The following is a 16,765-nucleotide window of genomic DNA, read 5'->3' as shown; positions in this document are numbered from 1 at the left end:
ACAGGGGGCGCGTCAATCCTGCGGGAGCGAAGGCGATGCTGCTGGCCGTGGTCGGCCCGTCCGGGGCGGGCAAGGATACGCTGATGGGTGCGGCACGGGCGCGGCTGGCGGGCGATGCGCGCTTCGTCTTCGTGCGGCGCGCCATCACGCGCCCGGCCGGGGCGGGGGGTGAGGATCATCGTGCATTGTCCGCGCCGGAATTCGCGGCGGAGCGCGCGGCCGGCGGCTTCGCGCTGTGGTGGGAGGCGCACGGGCTGTCCTACGGCATTCCGCGCAGCATCGAGGACCAGATGGCAGCCGGGCGCGTGGTGGTGGCGAACCTGTCGCGTGGCGTCCTGGCGGAGGCGGCGGCGCGCTATCCGCTGCGCGTGCTGGTGATCACCGCGCCGATTGCGGTGCTCGCGGCGCGACTGGCGGCGCGGGGGCGCGAGGACGCGGCAGACATCGCCGCGCGGTTGGCGCGCGAGTCCGCGTTGCCGCCGGGTCTCGACGTGGTGACGGTGATGAACGACGCGACGCCTGAGGAGGGGGCGGCGCGGGTCGTGGCGCAACTCACCCGCGCAGCGGAAGACGCTCGGCGATGGTGAAGGGCGCGCCCGGCGCGGGCTGGACGAACAGGCTGATGGCGTCGACGCGGCGCGGGCGCGACGGAGCATCGCCCAGGAATGCGGTGACGGCGGGCATCAGTACCGCCTTCTCGTCGGTCGTCAGGCGCCGCGTCAGCGTGACGTGGAAGCGCCATTCCTCGAAGACATAGGGGTAGCCCCAGCGGTCGAGGTGCGCGCGCTGCGCCGGCGACATGCGTTCGGGGCGGCGGCGCGCGACCTCCGCGGCGTCGGGTGGGGTGCGATGGTCGTCGAGCGCCGTCACACAGGCATCGGCGAAGGCGTGCAGGGCAGGGCAGGGCGCGGTCTCGCGCAGCGCGAGGAAGCCATCGAGGTCGTGGACGGCCAGCGGCGGCAGGTCGAAGGGCGCGGTGCGCGCGGCGAGTGCCACGACGTCGGCGCGCGCGGCGGCATAGCCGTGGCGCAGGCGAAAGGGCGGCTTCAGCGTGGCGTGCAAGCCGTAGCCGCGCGGGTCGGACGTGACCTGCGCGAGGTCGATGCCTTCCAGCACCGGCTGCGGCAGCGCATCCCCCGTCGCGGCATCGCGGCCGAGCCAGGCGGAGCCGTGCGCATGCAGCGGGTCGTCCTCGGCGGGCGCCCAGTACAGCGCCAGGCGATGCGGCGTCATGCGACGCGGCTGCCCTCGCGCCACACGCGGCGGACGACGGGGTGGCCCTGGAAGGGGCGGACCTGCACGAGGTCGGCGCGCATCCCGGCTTCGAGCCGCCCGCGATCGGCCAGCCGCGCCATGCGCGCGGGGCGGTCGGTGATCATGGCGATGGCGGCGGGGAGCGTGATGCCGGTCTCCTCCGCCGTGCGCCACGCCGCTTCGACCATCGAGGCCGGCACGTAGTCCGACGCGAAGGCATCCGCGGCACCCGCGCGCACCAGGTCGGCGGCGGCGACATTCCCGGAATGGCTGCCGCCGCGGACGATGTTGGGCGCGCCGGCGATCACCTCGACCCCTGCATCACGCGCGGCCTGCGCGGCTTCCATCGTGACCGGGAATTCGCTGATGGTGATGCCGTCGGCCAGGTTCGTGCGCACGTCGTCGGGCGTGTCGTCGTCATGCGAGGCGAGCGGCAGGTCGCGATGGCGGATGCGATCGAGCAGCCAGGCGCGCTGCGGGCCGCGCAGGCGTTCGCGCTGCGCCAGCAGGAAGGCGATGCGGTCGTTGACCTGCTCCTCGGTCATCTGCGTCTGGCGGATGCGCATCGCGACATAGCGCGGAATGTTGCGGTACTGGCCGACGCCCGGCGAGTGGTCCATCAGGCTGACCATGCGCACCAGCGGGTGGTCCGCCACGGGGTCGAGCGCGGGCACCATGTCAGGCGCGGGCAATTCGCAGCGCAGGTGGAGGAAGTGTTCCGACCGCAGCGCGCCGGTATGCGCCAGCGCATCGAGGTCGGCCACGCCGTCCAGGAAGGTCTGCCCGCGCCCCTGGTCGAAGCCGAGGTCGCCGAGGCACAGCGCATCGAGCACCGTGGTGACTCCAGCGGCGGCACATTGCGCGTCATGCGCGATCATGGCGGACCGCGAGGGCCAGCGCGCATTCTGCCGCGGCTGCACCTGGCGTTCGAGGTTGTCGGTGTGCACGTCGACCACGCCGGGGATCAGGTGGTCGCCCTCGAGGTCGCGCGCGGAGGGCGCGTGGCTGCGGCCTGGGTCGATGGCGGCGATGACGCCGTCACGGATCACCAGGGTTCCCTGAAGCGTCGCGTCCGGCAGCACCAGGATGGCGTTGGTGAGGATGGTCTCGATGGTCATGCAGCGTCCTGGTGGGGGAGTACGTCGTACAGGCGGTCGGCCACGGCCTCGCGCACCTCGGCATCGTGAAAGATTCCGATGATGGCGCTGCCTTGTGCCTTCGCTTCGCGGATCAGTCCAATGACGACGGCGCGGTTGGCGGCGTCGAGGCTCGCGGTGGGTTCGTCGAGCAGCAGTACCGGATATCCAGGCGCGAAGCCGCGCGCCAGGTTCACCCGCTGCTGTTCGCCGCCGGAGAAGGTGGCGGGCGGCAGGCTGTGCAGGCGTTCGGGCAGGTTGAGGCGGTGCAGAAGGGTGGTGGCGCGCGCGGCGGCCTCCTGGCGCGGCATGCCGCGGGCGACCAGCGGTTCCGCCACGATGTCGCGCGTGGCGACGCGCGGGATGACGCGCAGGAATTGCGAGACGTAGCCCAGCGTCTCGCGCCGGGCCGTGATCACCTGCTGCGGGGTGGCGGTGGCGAGATCGAGCTCGTCGCCGCGATGGCGCAGGATGATGCGCCCAGAACCTGCGCCGTAGTTGCCGTAGAGGCAGCGCATCAGGGTGGATTTCCCCGCACCCGATGGCCCCCACAAGGCAACGCATTCGCCCGGATGCACGGTGAGGTCGACGCCACCCAGCACAGGAATCCGCACGCCGCCCTGCAGGTGCAGCGTGAAGGCCTTGCCCAGGCCTTCGGTGCGCAATGCGGGGGTCATGCCGCAAGCACCGAGGAGACGAGCAGCTGCGTATAGGGATGCTGCGGGTCGTCCAGCACGCGGTCGGTCAGGCCCTGTTCCACCACTTCGCCGCGCCGCATCACCAGCATCCGGTCGGCGAGCAGCCGCGCCGCGGCGATGTCGTGCGTGACGATCAGTACCGCGAGCCCCAGTTCGCGCGACAGCCCGCGGATCAGGTCGAGCAGCCGCGCCTGGACCGACACATCCAGCCCACCGGTCGGTTCGTCCATGAACACCAGGCGCGGGCGCGTGACCAGCGTGCGCGCGATCTGCAGGCGCTGCTGCATGCCGCCCGAAAAGGTGCGCGGCAGGTCGTCGATGCGCGACGCATCCACTTCCACGCGCCGCAGCCATTCGATCGCCTGTTCGCGGATATTGCCGTAGTGGCGCGCGCCGACCGCCATCAGGCGTTCGCCGACATTGCCGCCGGCCGAGACGTTCAGCCGCAGCCCGTCGCGCGGGTTCTGGTGCACGAACCCCCAGTCGGTGCGCATCAGGCGGCGGCGCGCGGCCTCGCCCATGGCGTGCAGGTCGTCGCCCAGCCAGCGCACCGTGCCGGCGTCGGGCGCCATCATGCCCGACAGCACGCGCAGCAGCGTGGTCTTGCCGGAGCCGGATTCGCCGACGATGGCGACGACCTCGCCGGCCGAGATGTCGATGGACACATCGACCAGCGCGGGGATGGCGCCGAAGCGCAGGTTCAGGCCGTGGGCGGTGAGCAGCGCGGTCATTCGGCGGCGGCCTTGGCGGCGGCGGCTTGGCGTTCGCCGCAGTAGTCGGTGTCGGAACAGACAAAGATCCGCCCACCGGCATCGTCGGTCAGCACCTCGTCCAGGTAGCTCTCGGTGCTGCCGCACAGCGCGCAGGCGTGTGGTGCGCGGATCGGGCGGAAGGGATGGTCCTCGAAATCCAGGCTGCGCACCTCGGTATACGGCGGGATGGCGTAGATGCGCTTCTCGCGCCCCGCGCCGAACAATTGCAGCGCGGGCATGCGGTGCATCTTGGGATTGTCGAAGGCCGGGATGGGCGAGGGCGACATCAGATAGCGCCCGTTCACCATCACCGGATAGTCGTAGGCCTTCGCGATATGGCCGAGCCGCGCGATGTCCTCGTATAGGCGCACATGCATCAGGCCGTAGTCGGCCAGCGCATGCAGGCGTTCGGTCTCGGCACGGCGGGGTTCCAGCCTGGACAGGGGTTCGGGCTGCGGCACCTGGTAGACGATCACCTGGTCCTCGCGCAGCGCGCGTTCGGGGATGCGGTGGCGGGTCTGGACGATCGTCGCCTCCGCCGTGCTCTCTGTGGTGGCGACGCCGGCGACGCGCGTGAAGAAGCGGCGGATGGAAATGGCGTTGGTGGTGTCGTCGGCCCCCTGGTCGATCACTTTCAGCACGTCGTCGGGCCCGAGGATCGAGGCCGTCACCTGGATGCCGCCCGTGCCCCAGCCATAGGGCAGCGGCATCTCGCGCGCGCCGAACGGGATCTGGTGGCCAGGAATCGCAACGGCCTTGAGGATGGCGCGGCGGATCATCCGCTTCGTCGCCTCGTCCAGGTAGGCGAAGTTGTAGCCGTCGGTTACGCCGGTGGCGCGCGGGGCGTCCGGCGGCGTCATTCCGCAGCCTCCGCGCTGGCGGTCTGCGCGGCGCCCTCCGTGACGGCCCCCGGCGCGGCGCCGGCCGCGACGGCACTGCGGCGGATGGTGCGCAGGTTCTCGAGCTCGCTCTGGAAATCGACGTAGTGCGGCAGCTTCAGGTGCTCGACGAAGCCGGTCGCCTCGATGTTGTCGGAGTGATAGAGCACGAACTCCGCATCCTGCGCCGGGGCGGTGATGTCCTCGCCGAGTTCCTGCGCGCGCAAAGCGCGATCGACCAGCGCCATGCCCATTGCGCGGCGCTCGCCATGGCCGAACACCAGTCCGTAGCCGCGGGTGAACTGCGCTGGTTCGGTGCGGCTCCCCTTGAACTGGTTGACCATCTGGCATTCGGTGATGGCGACCTCGCCGATATCGATCGCGAAGCCGAGCTCGGGCGGGGTGAATTCCACGCCGACATGGCCGACGCGGATTTCGCCGACGAAGGGGTGGTTCGACCCGTAGCCGCGCTGCGTGGAATACCCCAGCGCCAGCAGGAAGCCCTCGTCGCCGCGCGCCAGGTTCTGCAGGCGCACCGGCCGCGCGGCGGGGAAGGCGAGGGGCTGGCGCGTCAGGTCGCCCGGTTCCGTATCATCCAGCGGTTCGCGCTGCATCAAGCCTTCGCGGGCCAGCATCTCGGTCACACGCGGCACGGCGGCGACCGGCGTGCCGGCCTGCGGCGCCGCGTCGCGTTCCACGCCCTCGGCCGCCAGCGCGAAGTCGAGCAGGCGATGCGTGTAGTCGAAGGTCGGCCCCAGCACCTGGCCGCCCGGCAGGTCCTTGTAGGTCGCGCTGATGCGCCGGCGCAGGCGCATCGCGGATGTCTCCACAGGTTCTGACGCGCCGAAGCGCACCAGCGTGGTGCGATAGGCGCGCAGCAGGAAGGCGGCCTCGATCAGGTCCCCCTTCGCCTGCTTGATCGCGAGCGCCGCCAGGAAGCGATCATGGCAGGACCCTTCCGCCATCACGCGATCGACCGCGAGGCCCATCTGCTGTTCGATCTGCGCGACGGTCAATTCCGGCAGCGACGGGTCGCCGCGCCGCGTCTCGTCGAGCCAGGCATGCGCCGCGCTGATCGCGCGCCCGCCACCCTTGACTGCGACATACATCGCTCAGCCCTCCTGGATCGTGACGCTGCGCGGCAGCGCCGCAAGCCGATCCCCGGCACACAGCACGACATCCACCCCGCGCGGGAAGCGCGCGCGGTTGGCGGCCCAGGCCGCGACGAAGCCCGCCGGCGCGCCGGTCACCGCCAGGCGGTGTTCGTGCGCGATGCCCGGACCGGTCAGGCGCCAGCCGCTGCCCGCGTCCAGCGCCGCCACCTGCAGCACGAGCGTCGCGCCGTGTTGCGGCTTCTCCTCGCTGCCGGCGGCGAGCACATCCAGCGCCGGCAGCGTGCCTGTCGCCAGCACGAAGGCGGCCTCGCCTTCGGTCACGAAGGGCGCGCCGCAATGGAAGCGCAACCAGGCTTCGGCATCGCCGCCGGCATCCGACCACAGTGGCGTATCGGCATCAGCCAGCGTCAGCAGCACCGCGGCCGCCGCGCGGCACAGCGGCGCGGGCGGGCGCAGCGCGCTGCCGGCCACCGCGATGCGGCCGGGGCGGCTCATGGCATCCAGCACGGCACGGAAGCAGGCCTGACCGTCCAGCACGGGATCGGCGAAGCCAGGGGAAAGCAGGGTCATCGCATTGTCGCCATGGTGAAGAATTCCACGCGCGTCGCGGCCGCCTTGCGCGCTTCGGCATCTCGCGCCGCCTGCTGGCGCGCAGCGAGTGGGGCGATCACGTCGCGCAGCAGGGCAGCGTGGCGCGCGGGGTCCTGCAACGCGGCATCCACCACCGCGGCGAGTTCCGCCTGGCGTTTGTCGCGCCCGGCGACATAGGCATGGCCGACCGCATCGCCGAGCCGCACGGCGCAGCGTGTCACGGTCATCTCGCCGAGGTTGAAGGCCGTGCCGTCGCCGCCGGCGCGGCCGCGCACCATGACCAGGCCGGTCTCGGGCGCGCGCAGGCGGTCATGCGCGGGCAGCGCGGGCAGCAGCGCGGCGATCTCGTCGGCGGGGGCGCGTGCCAGGACAGCCATCCAGGCGCGGCGTTCGCCAAGGGGATCAAGGTCGGGGTGGGGCGCGTGTTGGGTCATCGGAATTTGTCTAGACACATAGACGTCTACGCGCGAAAAAGTCCACACGGATATCCCACGGACCTGACCGCTCATGGTTGAAGTTTCGATGACAGGCACGGCGATCGCCCGCGGGCAGGGTGTCGCGCTGTGGCGCCAGATCGCCGCCACGATCGAGGCCGAGATCAATCGCGGCGGCGCCTGCGCCGGCGACCGCCTGCCGACTGAGGCGGTCCTCACGGCCCGCTTCGGCGTGAACCGCCATACGGTGCGCCGCGCGCTCGAGGACCTGGAGGCACGCGGGCTGATCCGTGTCGAGCAGGGACGCGGCGCCTTCGTGGCGGAGGATGTGGTCGACTACCGGCTGGGCCCGCGCACGCGGTTCTCCGAAGTCATCCGACGCGACAACCGCGAACCGGCAGGGCGGATCCTGCACGTTGCGGAGATGCCGGCGGAGACGCAACTCGCCGAGGCACTCGGCATCCGGCGCGGGCGCATGGTGCTGCGGGCGGAACGGCTGGGCCTGGTGAACGGGCGGCCGATCGTGCTGGGCGTGCACCACTTCCCGCTGCCGCGCTGCGCCGCGGCCGCGGAGGCACTGGAGCGCGACCCGTCGGTGACCGCGGCGCTCGCCGCCTGCGGCATCGCCGATTACCGGCGCCGATCGTCACGCATCACGGCGCGGCTGCCAACCCCCGAGGAGGCGACGCTGCTGCAGCAGTCGCGATCGCGCCCGGTGCTGGTTTCGGAGAACATCAACGTCGACATGGCGGGCGAGCCGATCGACTGGACCCAGGCGGTCTATGCTGCCGGGCGCGCGCAGCTGGTGGTGGAGCCCTGAGGCCATGGACTGGATCGTGAGTGATGGCGCCGTCCTCAGGGATGGCGCGATGGCGCAGGGCGCGCTGGCGCTGGCCGATGGCGTGGTGGCGGATCGTGCGCCGGCCGACGCGGCGCGCTTCGATGCCGCGGGCCTGCTGGTGCTGCCCGGCCTGGTCGACATCCATGGCGATGCGCATGAACGCCAGCTGCAGCCACGCCCGGGGGTCGATCTGCCGGTCCGGCTCGCGCTCCGCGATTCGGCGGCGCAGCTCGTTGCCGCGGGAATCACCACCGCCTATCTGGGCGTGACGCTGTCCTGGGAGCCGGGGCTGCGGTCGCTGCCGGCCTGGCGGGCGTTGAAGGCGGCGCTGCCGGCAGCGCGCGCGCAGGCGGCGACCGACCTGCGGGTGCACCTGCGCTTCGAGGCCGACAACCTCGATGCGCTGGAGGACGCGCTGGCGGGCATCGCGGATGGATCGGTGCATCTGCTGGGCTTCAACGACCACACGCCGGGCATCTTGAAGAAGCTGAGTGACCCGGTGCAGGTCGCGAAGTATGCCGGGCGCGCGGGGCTGCCGGCCGAGGACTTCGTCGCGCTGGCGCGATCGGTCGCGGCACGGCGGCACGAGGTTCCGGCGGCGCGCGAACGCCTGGCCACGGCGGCGCGCAGGGCCGGCATCCCGGTGCTGAGCCACGACGATGCGACGCTCGAGGACCGTGCGCACTACCGCGCGCATGGCGCGACCATCTGCGAATTCCCGATGGCCGAGGCGGTGGGTGTCGCGGCGCGCGCGGCGGGCGAGCATGTCGTGATGGGCGCGCCCAACGTGGTGCGCGGCGGGTCGCATCTGGGCTGGGCGAGTGCGGCGCCGCTGGCCGAGCGCGGGATCGTGACGGTGCTGGCCTCGGATTACGTCTGGCCGGCGATGCTGGAGGCGGCATTCGCCATGGTGAAGCGCGGTGTGCTCGGCCTGCCGGCGGCCTGGGCGCTGGTCTCGGCCAATCCGGCCGAGGCCTGTGGGCTGGCGGACCGCGGGCGGCTGGCGCCGGGGCTGCGCGGGGATGTGGTGGTGGTGGACCCGGCGGTGCCGGCGCCGGTCGCGGTCTTTGCCGCCGGGCGGCTCGGCTGGCTGGCGCCGGGGGCGGCGGTGCGGATCAGGGCCTGAGCGCGCCATAGGCGCGGAAGATGCCGAGCTGCACGTCGCAGCCGACATCGGCGAAGCCGGCCTCGGCGAGTGCGGCGGTGATGGTCTCGGGCGGCACGCAGGCGTCGATCGTGTCCCAGAAGTAGCGCATCATGCGGCTGTCGCGTTCGCCGCGGCCAATGATGCGCGACAGGCCCGGCACCACGCGGCCGAGGTAGAAGCGCACCGCTGCCAGCGCCACCGGGCTTGCCGGCTGGTCGATCTCGAGCAGCAGCACCCGCCCGCCGGGGCGCAGCACGCGGTGGTATTCGCGGAAGGTCCCGACCAGGTCGGGCACGTGGCGCAGCGCGTAGCCCATGCTGACCAGGTCGACGGAGGCATCGGCCAGCGGCAAGGCCTCGGCGCGCGCCTGCACCAGCGGGTTGGGCAGGCTGGCGCGCGCTTCGCGCAGCATGCCGGCGCTGAGGTCGAGGCCCACGACATCCTCGGGCCGGCCGAGGATGCGCACGGCCTCCCGCGCGACCAGGCCGGTGCCGGTCGCGACATCGAGCAGCCGCTTGCCGGGTGCCAGGCCGGCGCGCTTCAGTGCATCGCGCCGGTAGCGCGCGCCGGTGCCCAGCGAGAAGATCGCGTTGATGCGGTCGTAGGACGCGGCGCCGCCGTCGAACAGCGCCTGGACGTAACGGTCGCGCTCGCCGTCATCGGCATAGTGGCGCGGCAGTGTCGCATGCGGCGCGATGGGTGGTGGCGCTGTGTCCATGCTGCTGATTCCCGGGGCGCGGCATGGGAACCGGCGGCAGGGCGCCGCGTCAAGTCGCGCGTCGGCTCACGCGTGCGGCACGACCGGCAGGCGCAGGTCGAAGGTGGCGCCGGGCGTGTCCGGCACGAGATCCAGCGCACCCCCGGCGGCCTCCGCGAGGCTGCGCGCGATCGCCAGGCCAAGGCCGGTGCCGCCAGCCTCCCGCGCCGTGGTGAAGAACCGGTCGAAGATGCGGCGCCTGTTGGCGCCCGAGATGCCGCGCCCGGTATCGCTGACCCGCAGGCGCAGCGTGCCGCCGTCCTCCGCCCAGACGACGCGGCATTGCGCCCCGGGCCCGGCATGCTGACGGACGTTGTCGAACAGGATCGTGAGGATGCCCCGCAGCGCCTCGGGCGCGATCGCGACCTCGGTGCCGGGCGCGCCGTCGAAGGCGATATCGAGGCCCGCGGCGATGCTCGGCGCGGCGGCGTCGTGCATGGCCTGCCCGATGATGGCGCCGCCGGCGTCGTGCGGGTGCGGTGTCTCGGCGCGCGCGAGGTCGAGCAGCCGCGTCACCAGCCGATCCAGCCGCTGTACGTCCTCCATGCACTGGGCCAGGAAATTCGCGCGCTCCTGTGCCGTCATGCCGGCGCCGTGGTCCTGCAGCAGTTCCAGCGCGCCGCGCAGGGCGGCCAGCGGCGTCTTGAACTCGTGGCTGACCGCGGCGGCGAAGTCGCTGATGTAGGCGGCGCGGTGTTCCAGCGTGTCGGCCATGGCACCGATCGCGGCAGCGAGCTCGTCGGCCTCGCGGACCGCGCTGCGGCGGACGCGGCGCACCTCCACCCGCGCGCCGGAGGCGACCGCGCGCGCCTGGTCCGCCACGGCGCGGATCGGCCGGCTGACGGTATAGGCGATGAAGCCCGCGAGCCCGCCGGCGACGATGAGCATCGCCAGGGTCAGCGCCGCCAATTCCCATCGCTTGCCATGCAGAGCCTGGCGCAGACTGGACGGCGTGCGGGAGAGCAGCACCGCGCCGATCACGCGATCGCCGGCCTGCACGGGCAGGGCCACGAAGACTCGGAAGGGCGCGGCACGGCTGATCGAATCCGCGCCGGCGGGCACCGCTTCGCGGCGGGCACGCACGCGGGCGGCGGGTTGGCCGGCGAGGGCGGCGGCGACTTCCTCCAGCCCGCGCAGCGACAGGCCTGTCTCGCTGCCAGTGCTCGCCACCACCACGCCGGCCTGGTCCGTCACGCGCATCGCGGCGAGGGTGACGCGCTGCGCCTCGGCCAGCACCGGCGCAAGTGTGGCGCCGGCGGCGCGCGCAACGGGGTCGGCGGGCTGTTCGGGTGGTACGGCATCGGGCGGCGGCGGCAGGATCGGATCGTGCGCGAGGTCGAGGCTGGCGAAGCGCGGCGCCCAGTCGGTCGCCTGCGGGGCGGCGTCCTGCCCGGCCGCGCGCAGCCAGGCGGCGCGCTGGGCGGCGGCGATGATGGCAGCTTGCGAAATCAGCTCGGTCTCGGTCTGGCGCACCAGCGCGCTTTCGTACAGCCGCAGCATCCACAGCCCGCCGAGCGGCAGCACGAGCAAGGCGAGGTTTGCCAGCAGCAGCACCACCAGGATGCGCGGCTTGCGGCGCGGCACGGTCAGCAATCGTCCCGGTAGCGATAACCGAGGCCGTGCACCGTCTCGATCGGCGCGGCACCGAGGGCGGACAGCTTCGCGCGCAGATGCCGCACATGGCTGTCGATGGTGCGGTCGCTGACGATGCGCGGTTCCGCATGCGCCGAACCCATCAGCGTGTCGCGGGTGAAGACGCGTCCGGGATGCGCGGCCATGGCCTGGAGCAGGCGGAACTCGGTGACGGTCAGCGGGATCGGCGCCGCGTTCCAGCGTGCCTCGAAGCGGTCGGCATCGAGGGTGAGGGGGCCTCGGCGCAGCGGACCGTGGGGGCCCGGCGCGTCGGTCACGCGGCCTTCGCGCCGGCGCAGATGGGCGCGCACGCGGGCGATCAGCTCTCGTGGGCTGAAGGGCTTGGTCATGTAGTCGTCGCCGCCGAGCTCGAGGCCGAGTACACGGTCGATCTCCTCGCCGCGCGAGGAGAGGAAGATCACCGGCACGTCGCTGTCGCGCCGCAGGCGGCGGCACAGCTCGGTGCCGTCCATCTCCGGCATCATCACGTCGAGGATCACCAGGTCCGGCTGCTCGCGCGCGATCAGCGCCAGCGCCGTCGCTCCGTCCGCGGCCTCGACGGTGGCGAGCCCGCCGCGCGCCAGGGCGAACCGAATGACGTTGCGGATATGCGGATCGTCGTCGGCGATGAGGATCTTCGGCATGGTCTGCACGGCATTTGCACCAAACATCCTGGGGGGCTGCAAGGGCGCCACACGGCCATTGCACGCGGGGCCGTCAGCCTGGGGGGACCGACATTGCAGGAGGTCCATCCATGTCCGACACCCCGGCCGACCCCGAATCCGCGCCGCCCGCCGACAATCCGCTCGCCGCGGGCGCGCGCCTGATCGGCGCTGCGGGGCTGAAGCTGGGCCTGGTCGGTGCGCTGGTCGTGGCGCTGCTGATCCCGCAATACATGGTGTCGGGGCTGATCTCGGAGCGCGAGGCGCGCCAGCGCGAGGTCCGCGCCGAGATAGGCCGCGCCTGGGGCGCGCCGCAGACGGTGCTCGGCCCGTTGCTGGTGGTGCCGGTGGTAACCCCGGCAGGACGCGGGACGGAATCGGGTGCCATCGCCATTCCCGCGGCGGAGCTGACCATGGCCGCGACCCTGGCGCCGGAGACCCGACGGCGCGGGCTGTTCGAGGCGATCGTCTACGCGGCACGCATCGATATCGCCGGGCGGCTCGGCGATGCCGCCGCGGCGCTGCCGGCGGATGCCGAGCCTGACTGGCGCGGCGCCTATCTTCTCACCGGCGCCACCGACCTGCGCCCGACCGCCGATCCGCCCACGCTGAGCCTGGGCGGCCGTGCGCTGCCCGTCGAACGCGAGGGCAGCGCGCGTTGCGGGGCGGTCGAGGCGCTGCGCTGGCCGCTCGGGCTCGACGGCCCGCCGGAGCCGGGCATGGCCTTTGCCGGCACGATGGAACTGCGCGGCACCGAGGCGCTGTCGATGCTGCCGGTCGCGCGGCGCCTTCGATTCTCGGCCGAGGCAGCGTGGGAGACGCCGAGCTATTTCGGCACCAGCCTGCCGCACCGGACCTCCGGGGATGGCAGCGCCTTCCGTGCCGAATGGGTGGGCGGGATGGCGGAGCGGTCTCTGCGGCTGCCGGCGGATGGCTGCGGCGCGGTGCTGGGGCGCGGCGTCGGCATGGGTGTTGCGCTGCTGGAGGCGGTGCCGACCTACCGCATGGTGAACCGTACGGCGAAATACGCAGCGTTGTTCGTGCTGCTGGCGGTGATGACCTATTGGCTGTTCGAACTGGTGTCGCGCGTGCGCATCCACCTGGTGCAGTACGGGCTGCTCGGGCTGTCGATGGTGCTGTTCCCGATGCTGTTGCTCGCGATCTCGGAGACCCTCGGCTTCGGCCTGGCTTATGTGGTCAGCGCGGTGATGGTGATGGGGCAGGCGAGCCTGTTTACCGCTGGGGTCACCGGGCGGGTCCGCCTGGCGGCGGTCTTCGCGGCGGTTCTCGCGGCGCTGTTCGGCTTTCTGTATGTGGTGCTGCGGATGGAGAGCATGGCGCTGCTGGCCGGTGCGATCGGGCTGTTCGCGCTGCTGTCCGCGGTGATGATGGCGACGCGGGGGATCGCGGGGCGGGAGCGCTGAACGCGCAGCGGCGGCCCGGTTCCGAGGCGGACCGGCCGGCGTGTCGCGGAGTTTGGGTGTCTGGCTCCCCGAGTTGGACTCGAACCAACGACCTAGGGATTAACAGTCCCGCGCTCTACCAGCTGAGCTATCGGGGATCAGGAGCCGGGCGCCGCGTATAGTGGGGCGCGGCACCCCTGTAAAGCCGCCCCGCGCGATCAGGTCCGGGCGGGAATCGAACCCACGTAGCAGGTTTTGCAGACCTGTGCCTGACCACTCGGCCACCGGACCGCGCGGGCCGCCCATATCGGCTGCGCGCGCCCCGCGGTCAAGCGCCCGCTTGGCGTGCAGGGCGCGGCCGACCTATAACCGGGCCGGATTTCGCAGGGTCGAGCACGATGGATTTCGCCGAGGCGCGCCGGTTCATGGTCGATGGACAGCTGCGCCCCAACCGCGTCGAGGATCCGCGTATCGTTGCCGCCATGCGCGACCTGCCGCGCGAGCGCTTCGTCCCGCCCGCGCTGGCCGCGCGCGCGTATGCCGATGCCGACCTGCCGCTGCCGGGCGGGCGGGCCATGATGCAGCCCATGGTGCTGGCGCGCCTGGTGCAACTCGCCGGGCTGCGGCGCGGCGAACGCGCCCTGGTGCTGGGCGCGGGCACCGGCTTCGGCGCGGCGCTGGTGGCGGCGATCGGCGGGTCGGTCACTGCGGTGGAATCCGACCCCGCGCTGCTCGCGATCGCGCGCGCGGCGCTGCCGGCGGCGGTGCCCCCCGGCACCGTGACGCTGGTCGAGGCCGACCCCTCGCACGGCCACGCCGCCGGCGAGACCTACGACGTCATCATCATCGAGGGCGGCGTGGCGGCGGTGCCGCGCGTGGTCGAGGACCAACTCGCCGAAGGCGGGCGCCTGGTCGCCATCAGCCTGCAGGGCGGCCCGCCGGGGCGCGCGATGCTGCTGCGCCGCGCCGGCGGGGCGGTGAGTGCGACACGCGAATTCGATGCGCACGCGGCGCCGTTGCCGGGTTTCGCTGGCGCGCCCGCCTTCGCATTCTAGCGCGGTTTGCGGACCGGCGGCACCGGTCTCCTCGTGCACCCATCACCGATGCCGTCGCTGGCTGGCCGGGCGGGGTGGGTGCCCGACGCCAACCTGGCCGGAAAGCGGGCTGGCCGGGCCGTGGCGCCCAGGGATCGAGCCGGTGACACACTTCTTTGCCGTGCCGGGGGTGGCGCCGCCCTGTTGCGGTGCGTTAAGACTTTTGCGCGAGACTTCCGGAGTGCCCCGGGCTTCGGCCTGGCCGCATGGCCGGCCCGCCAAACCGGGGACGGCATAGGGTGACCATGAGCCTGCGCAGCAAAATGCTTCTTTCCGCCGCCCTCGCGATCCTGCCGGCCACCGAGGGGTGGTCGCAGACCCTCCAGGAGGCGCTGGCGTCGGCCTATTCGGGAAATCCGCGCCTGCTCGCGGCGCGCGCCGCCGCGCGCGCGGTGGACGAGAACGTGCCCCAGGCGCTGGCTGGGTGGCGGCCCACGGTCGTGATCGCCGGCGCGGCGGGCTACACCGAGACGACCACGCGCACGCAGGCCACCGCCGGCGGCGCGATCTTCCCGGTCACCGACCCGACGACGGGCTTCGTGACCGGGCTGGGGCGCACGCCGCAGACCCCGTTCTCGAACTACAGCGATTCCGCGCGCGGGACGGGCACGCTGCAGGCGACGGTCAGCCAGCCGATCTACCGCGGCGGGCGCACCACCGCGCAGACGCGGCGCGCCGAGAACCAGGTCTATGCCCAACGCGCCCGACTGCTGATCGCCGAGCAGGAAGTCCTGTTCGAATCGGTGCGCGCCTATGTGTTCTTCATCCGCGACCAGGAGGAAGTGCGCCTCAACACCAACAACGTGCAGGTGCTGGAACGCCAGCTGCAGGCGACGAACGAGCGCTTCCGCGTCGGCGAGATCACGCGCACCGACGTGGCGCAGGCCGAATCGCGCCTGGCGCTGGCGCGCTTCCAGCTCGACCAGGCGCAGGGCGTGGCGCAGTCCTCGCGCGCCAATTTCCTGCGCTGGACCGGCCTTGAGCCGCTGCGGGTCACGGCGCCGCCGCCCCTCGCGCCCCCGGTCCGCTCCCAGCAGGAGGCCGTGCGCTTCGCCACCGAGAACAACCCCACCGTGGTCGCGACCGTGTTCGACGAAGCCGCCGCGCGCGACCAGATCGACGTGCAGTTCGCCAACCTCCTGCCGCAGGTGACCGCGAACGGGTCGGCCTTCCGGCTCGACAACAACGCGCAGCGCGGGTCGCGCCAGACCGGCGCGCAGGTCACGCTGAACCTGAACGTGCCGCTGTACCAGGGCGGCGCCGAGCACGCGCTGGTGCGCCAGGCACGCCAGCAGGCGCAGCAGGCGCGCCAGCAGGTGGCCGATGCGCGCCGCGTTGCCGCGCAGCAGGCGACCGAGGCCTGGGAGACGTTGGGCAGTTCCCGCGCGCAGGTCGAATCCGTGCGGGCGCAGATCCGCGCGCAGGAAATCGCCCTCGATGGCGTGCAGCGCGAGGCGATCGTGGGCAGCCGCACCACGCTCGATGTGCTGAACGCCGAGCAGGAATTGCTGCAGGCGCGCGTGAACCTGGTGCGCTCGCTCGCGACCCTGATCAACGCCTCCTATGCGGTGGCCACGACCATGGGGCGGCTGACCGCACAGGATCTCGGCCTGCCGGTGCAGATCTACGACCCGCGCAACTACTACAATGCGGTGCGCGACCGCTGGTTCGGCACCGGGGATTTCTCCGAGGGCGCCGGCGGTTCCCCGCCGCCGCCGCAGGGCGTGGTGCAGGTGCAGACCCTGCCCCCCACAGCATCGGGACGAACGGCACCATGAGCGGACAGGCAGCGCCCCCCGCGGGCGCGGCGGCAACGGGCGTCGCCTCCGACCAGTCGATGGAGGATATCCTCGCCTCCATCCGCCGCATCCTGAACGAGGACGAGGCGCCGCCCGCGCCCGATGCGACCGCTGCCGCGCCACCCGAGGCCGAGGCGGCGCAGCCCGCGCCGCTGCCGATCGGCATTCCGCTGCCCGAACCTGCCGCGGCGCCGCCCGCCGCGCCCAGCGCCGACGAACCGCTGTTGTTGACCGAGGACATGATGGTGAACGCGGCGGCCGCGGCCCCGCCAGCCGCGGTTGCACCGCCCGCCGCGCCGCCGCCGATGGTGCTGTCGGCCGATTCGCTGCTGGCCCCGGCTGTCGCCGCGGCCGCCACGGCCTCGGTCGGACAGTTGCTGCGCACCGTGGCCGCCGAGCGCGGGTCGTCGGTGTATCGCGGTGGCCCGTCGATCGAGGACGTGGTGCGCGAGGAACTCCGCCCGCTGCTCAAGGCCTGGCTGGACCAGCACCTGCCGGGCATCGTCGAGCGCCTGGTGCGCGCCGAGATCGAGCGCGTGGTCGGTCGCGCCCTGACCTGACGCGCCGGCGCC

At 72.6% G+C, this 16,765-nt stretch carries 18 protein-coding genes and 2 tRNA genes; 7 read left to right on the top strand and 13 right to left on the bottom strand.

The features are described 5' to 3' along the window. Positions 1 to 35: 35 nt before the first annotated feature. Positions 36 to 587, top strand: a complete 552-nt coding sequence (phnN, locus tag MWM08_RS13425) for a phosphonate metabolism protein/1,5-bisphosphokinase (PRPP-forming) PhnN (RefSeq protein ID WP_244406941.1) — start codon at positions 36 to 38, stop codon at positions 585 to 587. On the opposite strand, the gene MWM08_RS13420 is transcribed toward phnN, so the two are convergent. Genes MWM08_RS13420 through phnG form a run of 8 tightly spaced genes read right to left on the bottom strand, consistent with a single transcriptional unit; the run spans position 553 to position 6,858 of the window. Then, positions 553 to 1,233 (bottom strand): DUF1045 domain-containing protein, encoded by a 681-nt coding sequence (locus MWM08_RS13420; protein WP_244406940.1) that lies wholly within the window; start codon positions 1,231 to 1,233, stop codon positions 553 to 555. The two genes, phnN and MWM08_RS13420, sit on opposite strands and share 35 nt — an antisense overlap. Further along, positions 1,230 to 2,372, bottom strand: coding sequence for an alpha-D-ribose 1-methylphosphonate 5-triphosphate diphosphatase (locus MWM08_RS13415; protein ID WP_244406939.1), 1,143 nt, complete (start codon positions 2,370 to 2,372; stop codon positions 1,230 to 1,232). Before MWM08_RS13415 ends, MWM08_RS13420 begins: the two co-directional genes overlap by 4 nt. Then, positions 2,369 to 3,067, bottom strand: coding sequence for a phosphonate C-P lyase system protein PhnL (phnL, locus tag MWM08_RS13410; RefSeq protein ID WP_244406938.1), 699 nt, complete (start codon positions 3,065 to 3,067; stop codon positions 2,369 to 2,371). The genes MWM08_RS13415 and phnL overlap by 4 nt, the downstream gene beginning before the upstream one ends. After that, positions 3,064 to 3,819, bottom strand: coding sequence for a phosphonate C-P lyase system protein PhnK (gene phnK, locus MWM08_RS13405; protein ID WP_244406937.1), 756 nt, complete (start codon positions 3,817 to 3,819; stop codon positions 3,064 to 3,066). The genes phnL and phnK overlap by 4 nt, the downstream gene beginning before the upstream one ends. Next, positions 3,816 to 4,700, bottom strand: coding sequence for an alpha-D-ribose 1-methylphosphonate 5-phosphate C-P-lyase PhnJ (locus MWM08_RS13400; protein WP_244406936.1), 885 nt, complete (start codon positions 4,698 to 4,700; stop codon positions 3,816 to 3,818). The genes phnK and MWM08_RS13400 overlap by 4 nt, the downstream gene beginning before the upstream one ends. Continuing rightward, positions 4,697 to 5,827: a carbon-phosphorus lyase complex subunit gene (locus tag MWM08_RS13395; RefSeq protein WP_244406935.1), complete on the bottom strand. Its 1,131-nt coding sequence runs from the start codon at positions 5,825 to 5,827 to the stop codon at positions 4,697 to 4,699. The genes MWM08_RS13400 and MWM08_RS13395 overlap by 4 nt, the downstream gene beginning before the upstream one ends. Before the next feature lie 3 nt (positions 5,828 to 5,830). After that, positions 5,831 to 6,403 (bottom strand): phosphonate C-P lyase system protein PhnH, encoded by a 573-nt coding sequence (phnH, locus tag MWM08_RS13390; protein WP_244406934.1) that lies wholly within the window; start codon positions 6,401 to 6,403, stop codon positions 5,831 to 5,833. After that, entirely contained in the window at positions 6,400 to 6,858 is a 459-nt protein-coding gene (phnG, locus tag MWM08_RS13385; protein WP_244406933.1) for a phosphonate C-P lyase system protein PhnG, read from the bottom strand. Before phnG ends, phnH begins: the two co-directional genes overlap by 4 nt. 88 nt (positions 6,859 to 6,946) lie before the next feature. Here phnG and phnF point away from each other — a divergent pair, with 88 nt between their 5' ends. Next, entirely contained in the window at positions 6,947 to 7,678 is a 732-nt protein-coding gene (gene phnF, locus MWM08_RS13380; protein ID WP_244406932.1) for a phosphonate metabolism transcriptional regulator PhnF, read from the top strand. A 4-nt stretch (positions 7,679 to 7,682) separates the two neighbouring features. Then, positions 7,683 to 8,825, top strand: a complete 1,143-nt coding sequence (locus MWM08_RS13375; protein WP_244406931.1) for an alpha-D-ribose 1-methylphosphonate 5-triphosphate diphosphatase — start codon at positions 7,683 to 7,685, stop codon at positions 8,823 to 8,825. On the opposite strand, the gene MWM08_RS13370 is transcribed toward MWM08_RS13375, so the two are convergent. From MWM08_RS13370 to MWM08_RS13360, 3 genes are all read right to left on the bottom strand, one after another. Next, positions 8,815 to 9,564 carry a class I SAM-dependent methyltransferase gene (locus tag MWM08_RS13370; RefSeq protein ID WP_244406930.1) on the bottom strand — a complete coding sequence of 250 codons (750 nt, stop codon included), beginning with the start codon at positions 9,562 to 9,564 and terminating at the stop codon, positions 8,815 to 8,817. The genes MWM08_RS13375 and MWM08_RS13370 overlap by 11 nt on opposite strands. 66 nt (positions 9,565 to 9,630) lie before the next feature. Beyond that, positions 9,631 to 11,187, bottom strand: a complete 1,557-nt coding sequence (locus tag MWM08_RS13365) for a sensor histidine kinase (protein WP_244406929.1) — start codon at positions 11,185 to 11,187, stop codon at positions 9,631 to 9,633. A 2-nt stretch (positions 11,188 to 11,189) separates the two neighbouring features. Beyond that, complete coding sequence (locus tag MWM08_RS13360) at positions 11,190 to 11,879, bottom strand: response regulator transcription factor (protein ID WP_244406928.1); 690 nt, start codon at positions 11,877 to 11,879, stop codon at positions 11,190 to 11,192. 110 nt (positions 11,880 to 11,989) lie between these two features. On the opposite strand from MWM08_RS13360, the gene creD reads away from it, so the two are divergent. Further along, entirely contained in the window at positions 11,990 to 13,321 is a 1,332-nt protein-coding gene (creD, locus tag MWM08_RS13355) for a cell envelope integrity protein CreD (protein ID WP_244406927.1), read from the top strand. Positions 13,322 to 13,382: 61 nt separating this feature from the next. Here creD and MWM08_RS13350 read toward each other — a convergent pair. Both MWM08_RS13350 and MWM08_RS13345 read right to left on the bottom strand, forming a co-directional pair. Further along, a tRNA-Asn gene (locus MWM08_RS13350) sits at positions 13,383 to 13,458 on the bottom strand. Positions 13,459 to 13,520: 62 nt separating this feature from the next. Next, positions 13,521 to 13,591 (bottom strand) — tRNA-Cys (locus MWM08_RS13345). Between the two features lie 107 nt (positions 13,592 to 13,698). Between MWM08_RS13345 and MWM08_RS13340 the strand changes: the two genes are divergently transcribed. The 3 genes from MWM08_RS13340 to MWM08_RS26425 all read left to right on the top strand — a co-directional run bounded on the left by MWM08_RS13340 (position 13,699) and on the right by MWM08_RS26425 (position 16,753). Continuing rightward, positions 13,699 to 14,355, top strand: a complete 657-nt coding sequence (locus tag MWM08_RS13340; protein WP_244406926.1) for a protein-L-isoaspartate O-methyltransferase family protein — start codon at positions 13,699 to 13,701, stop codon at positions 14,353 to 14,355. A 284-nt stretch (positions 14,356 to 14,639) separates the two neighbouring features. Next, positions 14,640 to 16,172 carry a TolC family outer membrane protein gene (locus MWM08_RS13335; RefSeq protein WP_244406925.1) on the top strand — a complete coding sequence of 511 codons (1,533 nt, stop codon included), beginning with the start codon at positions 14,640 to 14,642 and terminating at the stop codon, positions 16,170 to 16,172. After that, entirely contained in the window at positions 16,169 to 16,753 is a 585-nt protein-coding gene (locus tag MWM08_RS26425) for a DUF2497 domain-containing protein (RefSeq protein ID WP_279323200.1), read from the top strand. Before MWM08_RS13335 ends, MWM08_RS26425 begins: the two co-directional genes overlap by 4 nt. Positions 16,754 to 16,765: the final 12 nt, after the last annotated feature.

It is taken from the genome of Roseomonas fluvialis (assembly GCF_022846615.1).
GTDB lineage: Bacteria > Pseudomonadota > Alphaproteobacteria > Acetobacterales > Acetobacteraceae > Neoroseomonas > Neoroseomonas fluvialis.
Note: the sequence above shows the minus strand (reverse complement) of the source record. Positions and strands in the feature narration are given on the sequence as shown.

Excerpts from the sequence above, each read along its gene's own strand:
- phnN (WP_244406941.1), top strand. The coding sequence starts at position 36 with ATGCTGCTGGCCGTGGTCGGCCCGTCCGGGGCGGGCAAGGATACGCTG.
- MWM08_RS13420 (WP_244406940.1), bottom strand. The coding sequence starts at position 1,233 with ATGACGCCGCATCGCCTGGCGCTGTACTGGGCGCCCGCCGAGGACGAC.
- MWM08_RS13415 (WP_244406939.1), bottom strand. The coding sequence starts at position 2,372 with ATGACCATCGAGACCATCCTCACCAACGCCATCCTGGTGCTGCCGGAC.
- phnL (WP_244406938.1), bottom strand. The coding sequence starts at position 3,067 with ATGACCCCCGCATTGCGCACCGAAGGCCTGGGCAAGGCCTTCACGCTG.
- phnK (WP_244406937.1), bottom strand. The coding sequence starts at position 3,819 with ATGACCGCGCTGCTCACCGCCCACGGCCTGAACCTGCGCTTCGGCGCC.
- MWM08_RS13400 (WP_244406936.1), bottom strand. The coding sequence starts at position 4,700 with ATGACGCCGCCGGACGCCCCGCGCGCCACCGGCGTAACCGACGGCTAC.
- MWM08_RS13395 (WP_244406935.1), bottom strand. The coding sequence starts at position 5,827 with ATGTATGTCGCAGTCAAGGGTGGCGGGCGCGCGATCAGCGCGGCGCAT.
- phnH (WP_244406934.1), bottom strand. The coding sequence starts at position 6,403 with ATGACCCTGCTTTCCCCTGGCTTCGCCGATCCCGTGCTGGACGGTCAG.
- phnG (WP_244406933.1), bottom strand. The coding sequence starts at position 6,858 with ATGACCCAACACGCGCCCCACCCCGACCTTGATCCCCTTGGCGAACGC.
- phnF (WP_244406932.1), top strand. The coding sequence starts at position 6,947 with ATGACAGGCACGGCGATCGCCCGCGGGCAGGGTGTCGCGCTGTGGCGC.
- MWM08_RS13375 (WP_244406931.1), top strand. The coding sequence starts at position 7,683 with ATGGACTGGATCGTGAGTGATGGCGCCGTCCTCAGGGATGGCGCGATG.
- MWM08_RS13370 (WP_244406930.1), bottom strand. The coding sequence starts at position 9,564 with ATGGACACAGCGCCACCACCCATCGCGCCGCATGCGACACTGCCGCGC.
- MWM08_RS13360 (WP_244406928.1), bottom strand. The coding sequence starts at position 11,879 with ATGCCGAAGATCCTCATCGCCGACGACGATCCGCATATCCGCAACGTC.
- creD (WP_244406927.1), top strand. The coding sequence starts at position 11,990 with ATGTCCGACACCCCGGCCGACCCCGAATCCGCGCCGCCCGCCGACAAT.
- MWM08_RS13340 (WP_244406926.1), top strand. The coding sequence starts at position 13,699 with ATGGATTTCGCCGAGGCGCGCCGGTTCATGGTCGATGGACAGCTGCGC.
- MWM08_RS13335 (WP_244406925.1), top strand. The coding sequence starts at position 14,640 with ATGAGCCTGCGCAGCAAAATGCTTCTTTCCGCCGCCCTCGCGATCCTG.
- MWM08_RS26425 (WP_279323200.1), top strand. The coding sequence starts at position 16,169 with ATGAGCGGACAGGCAGCGCCCCCCGCGGGCGCGGCGGCAACGGGCGTC.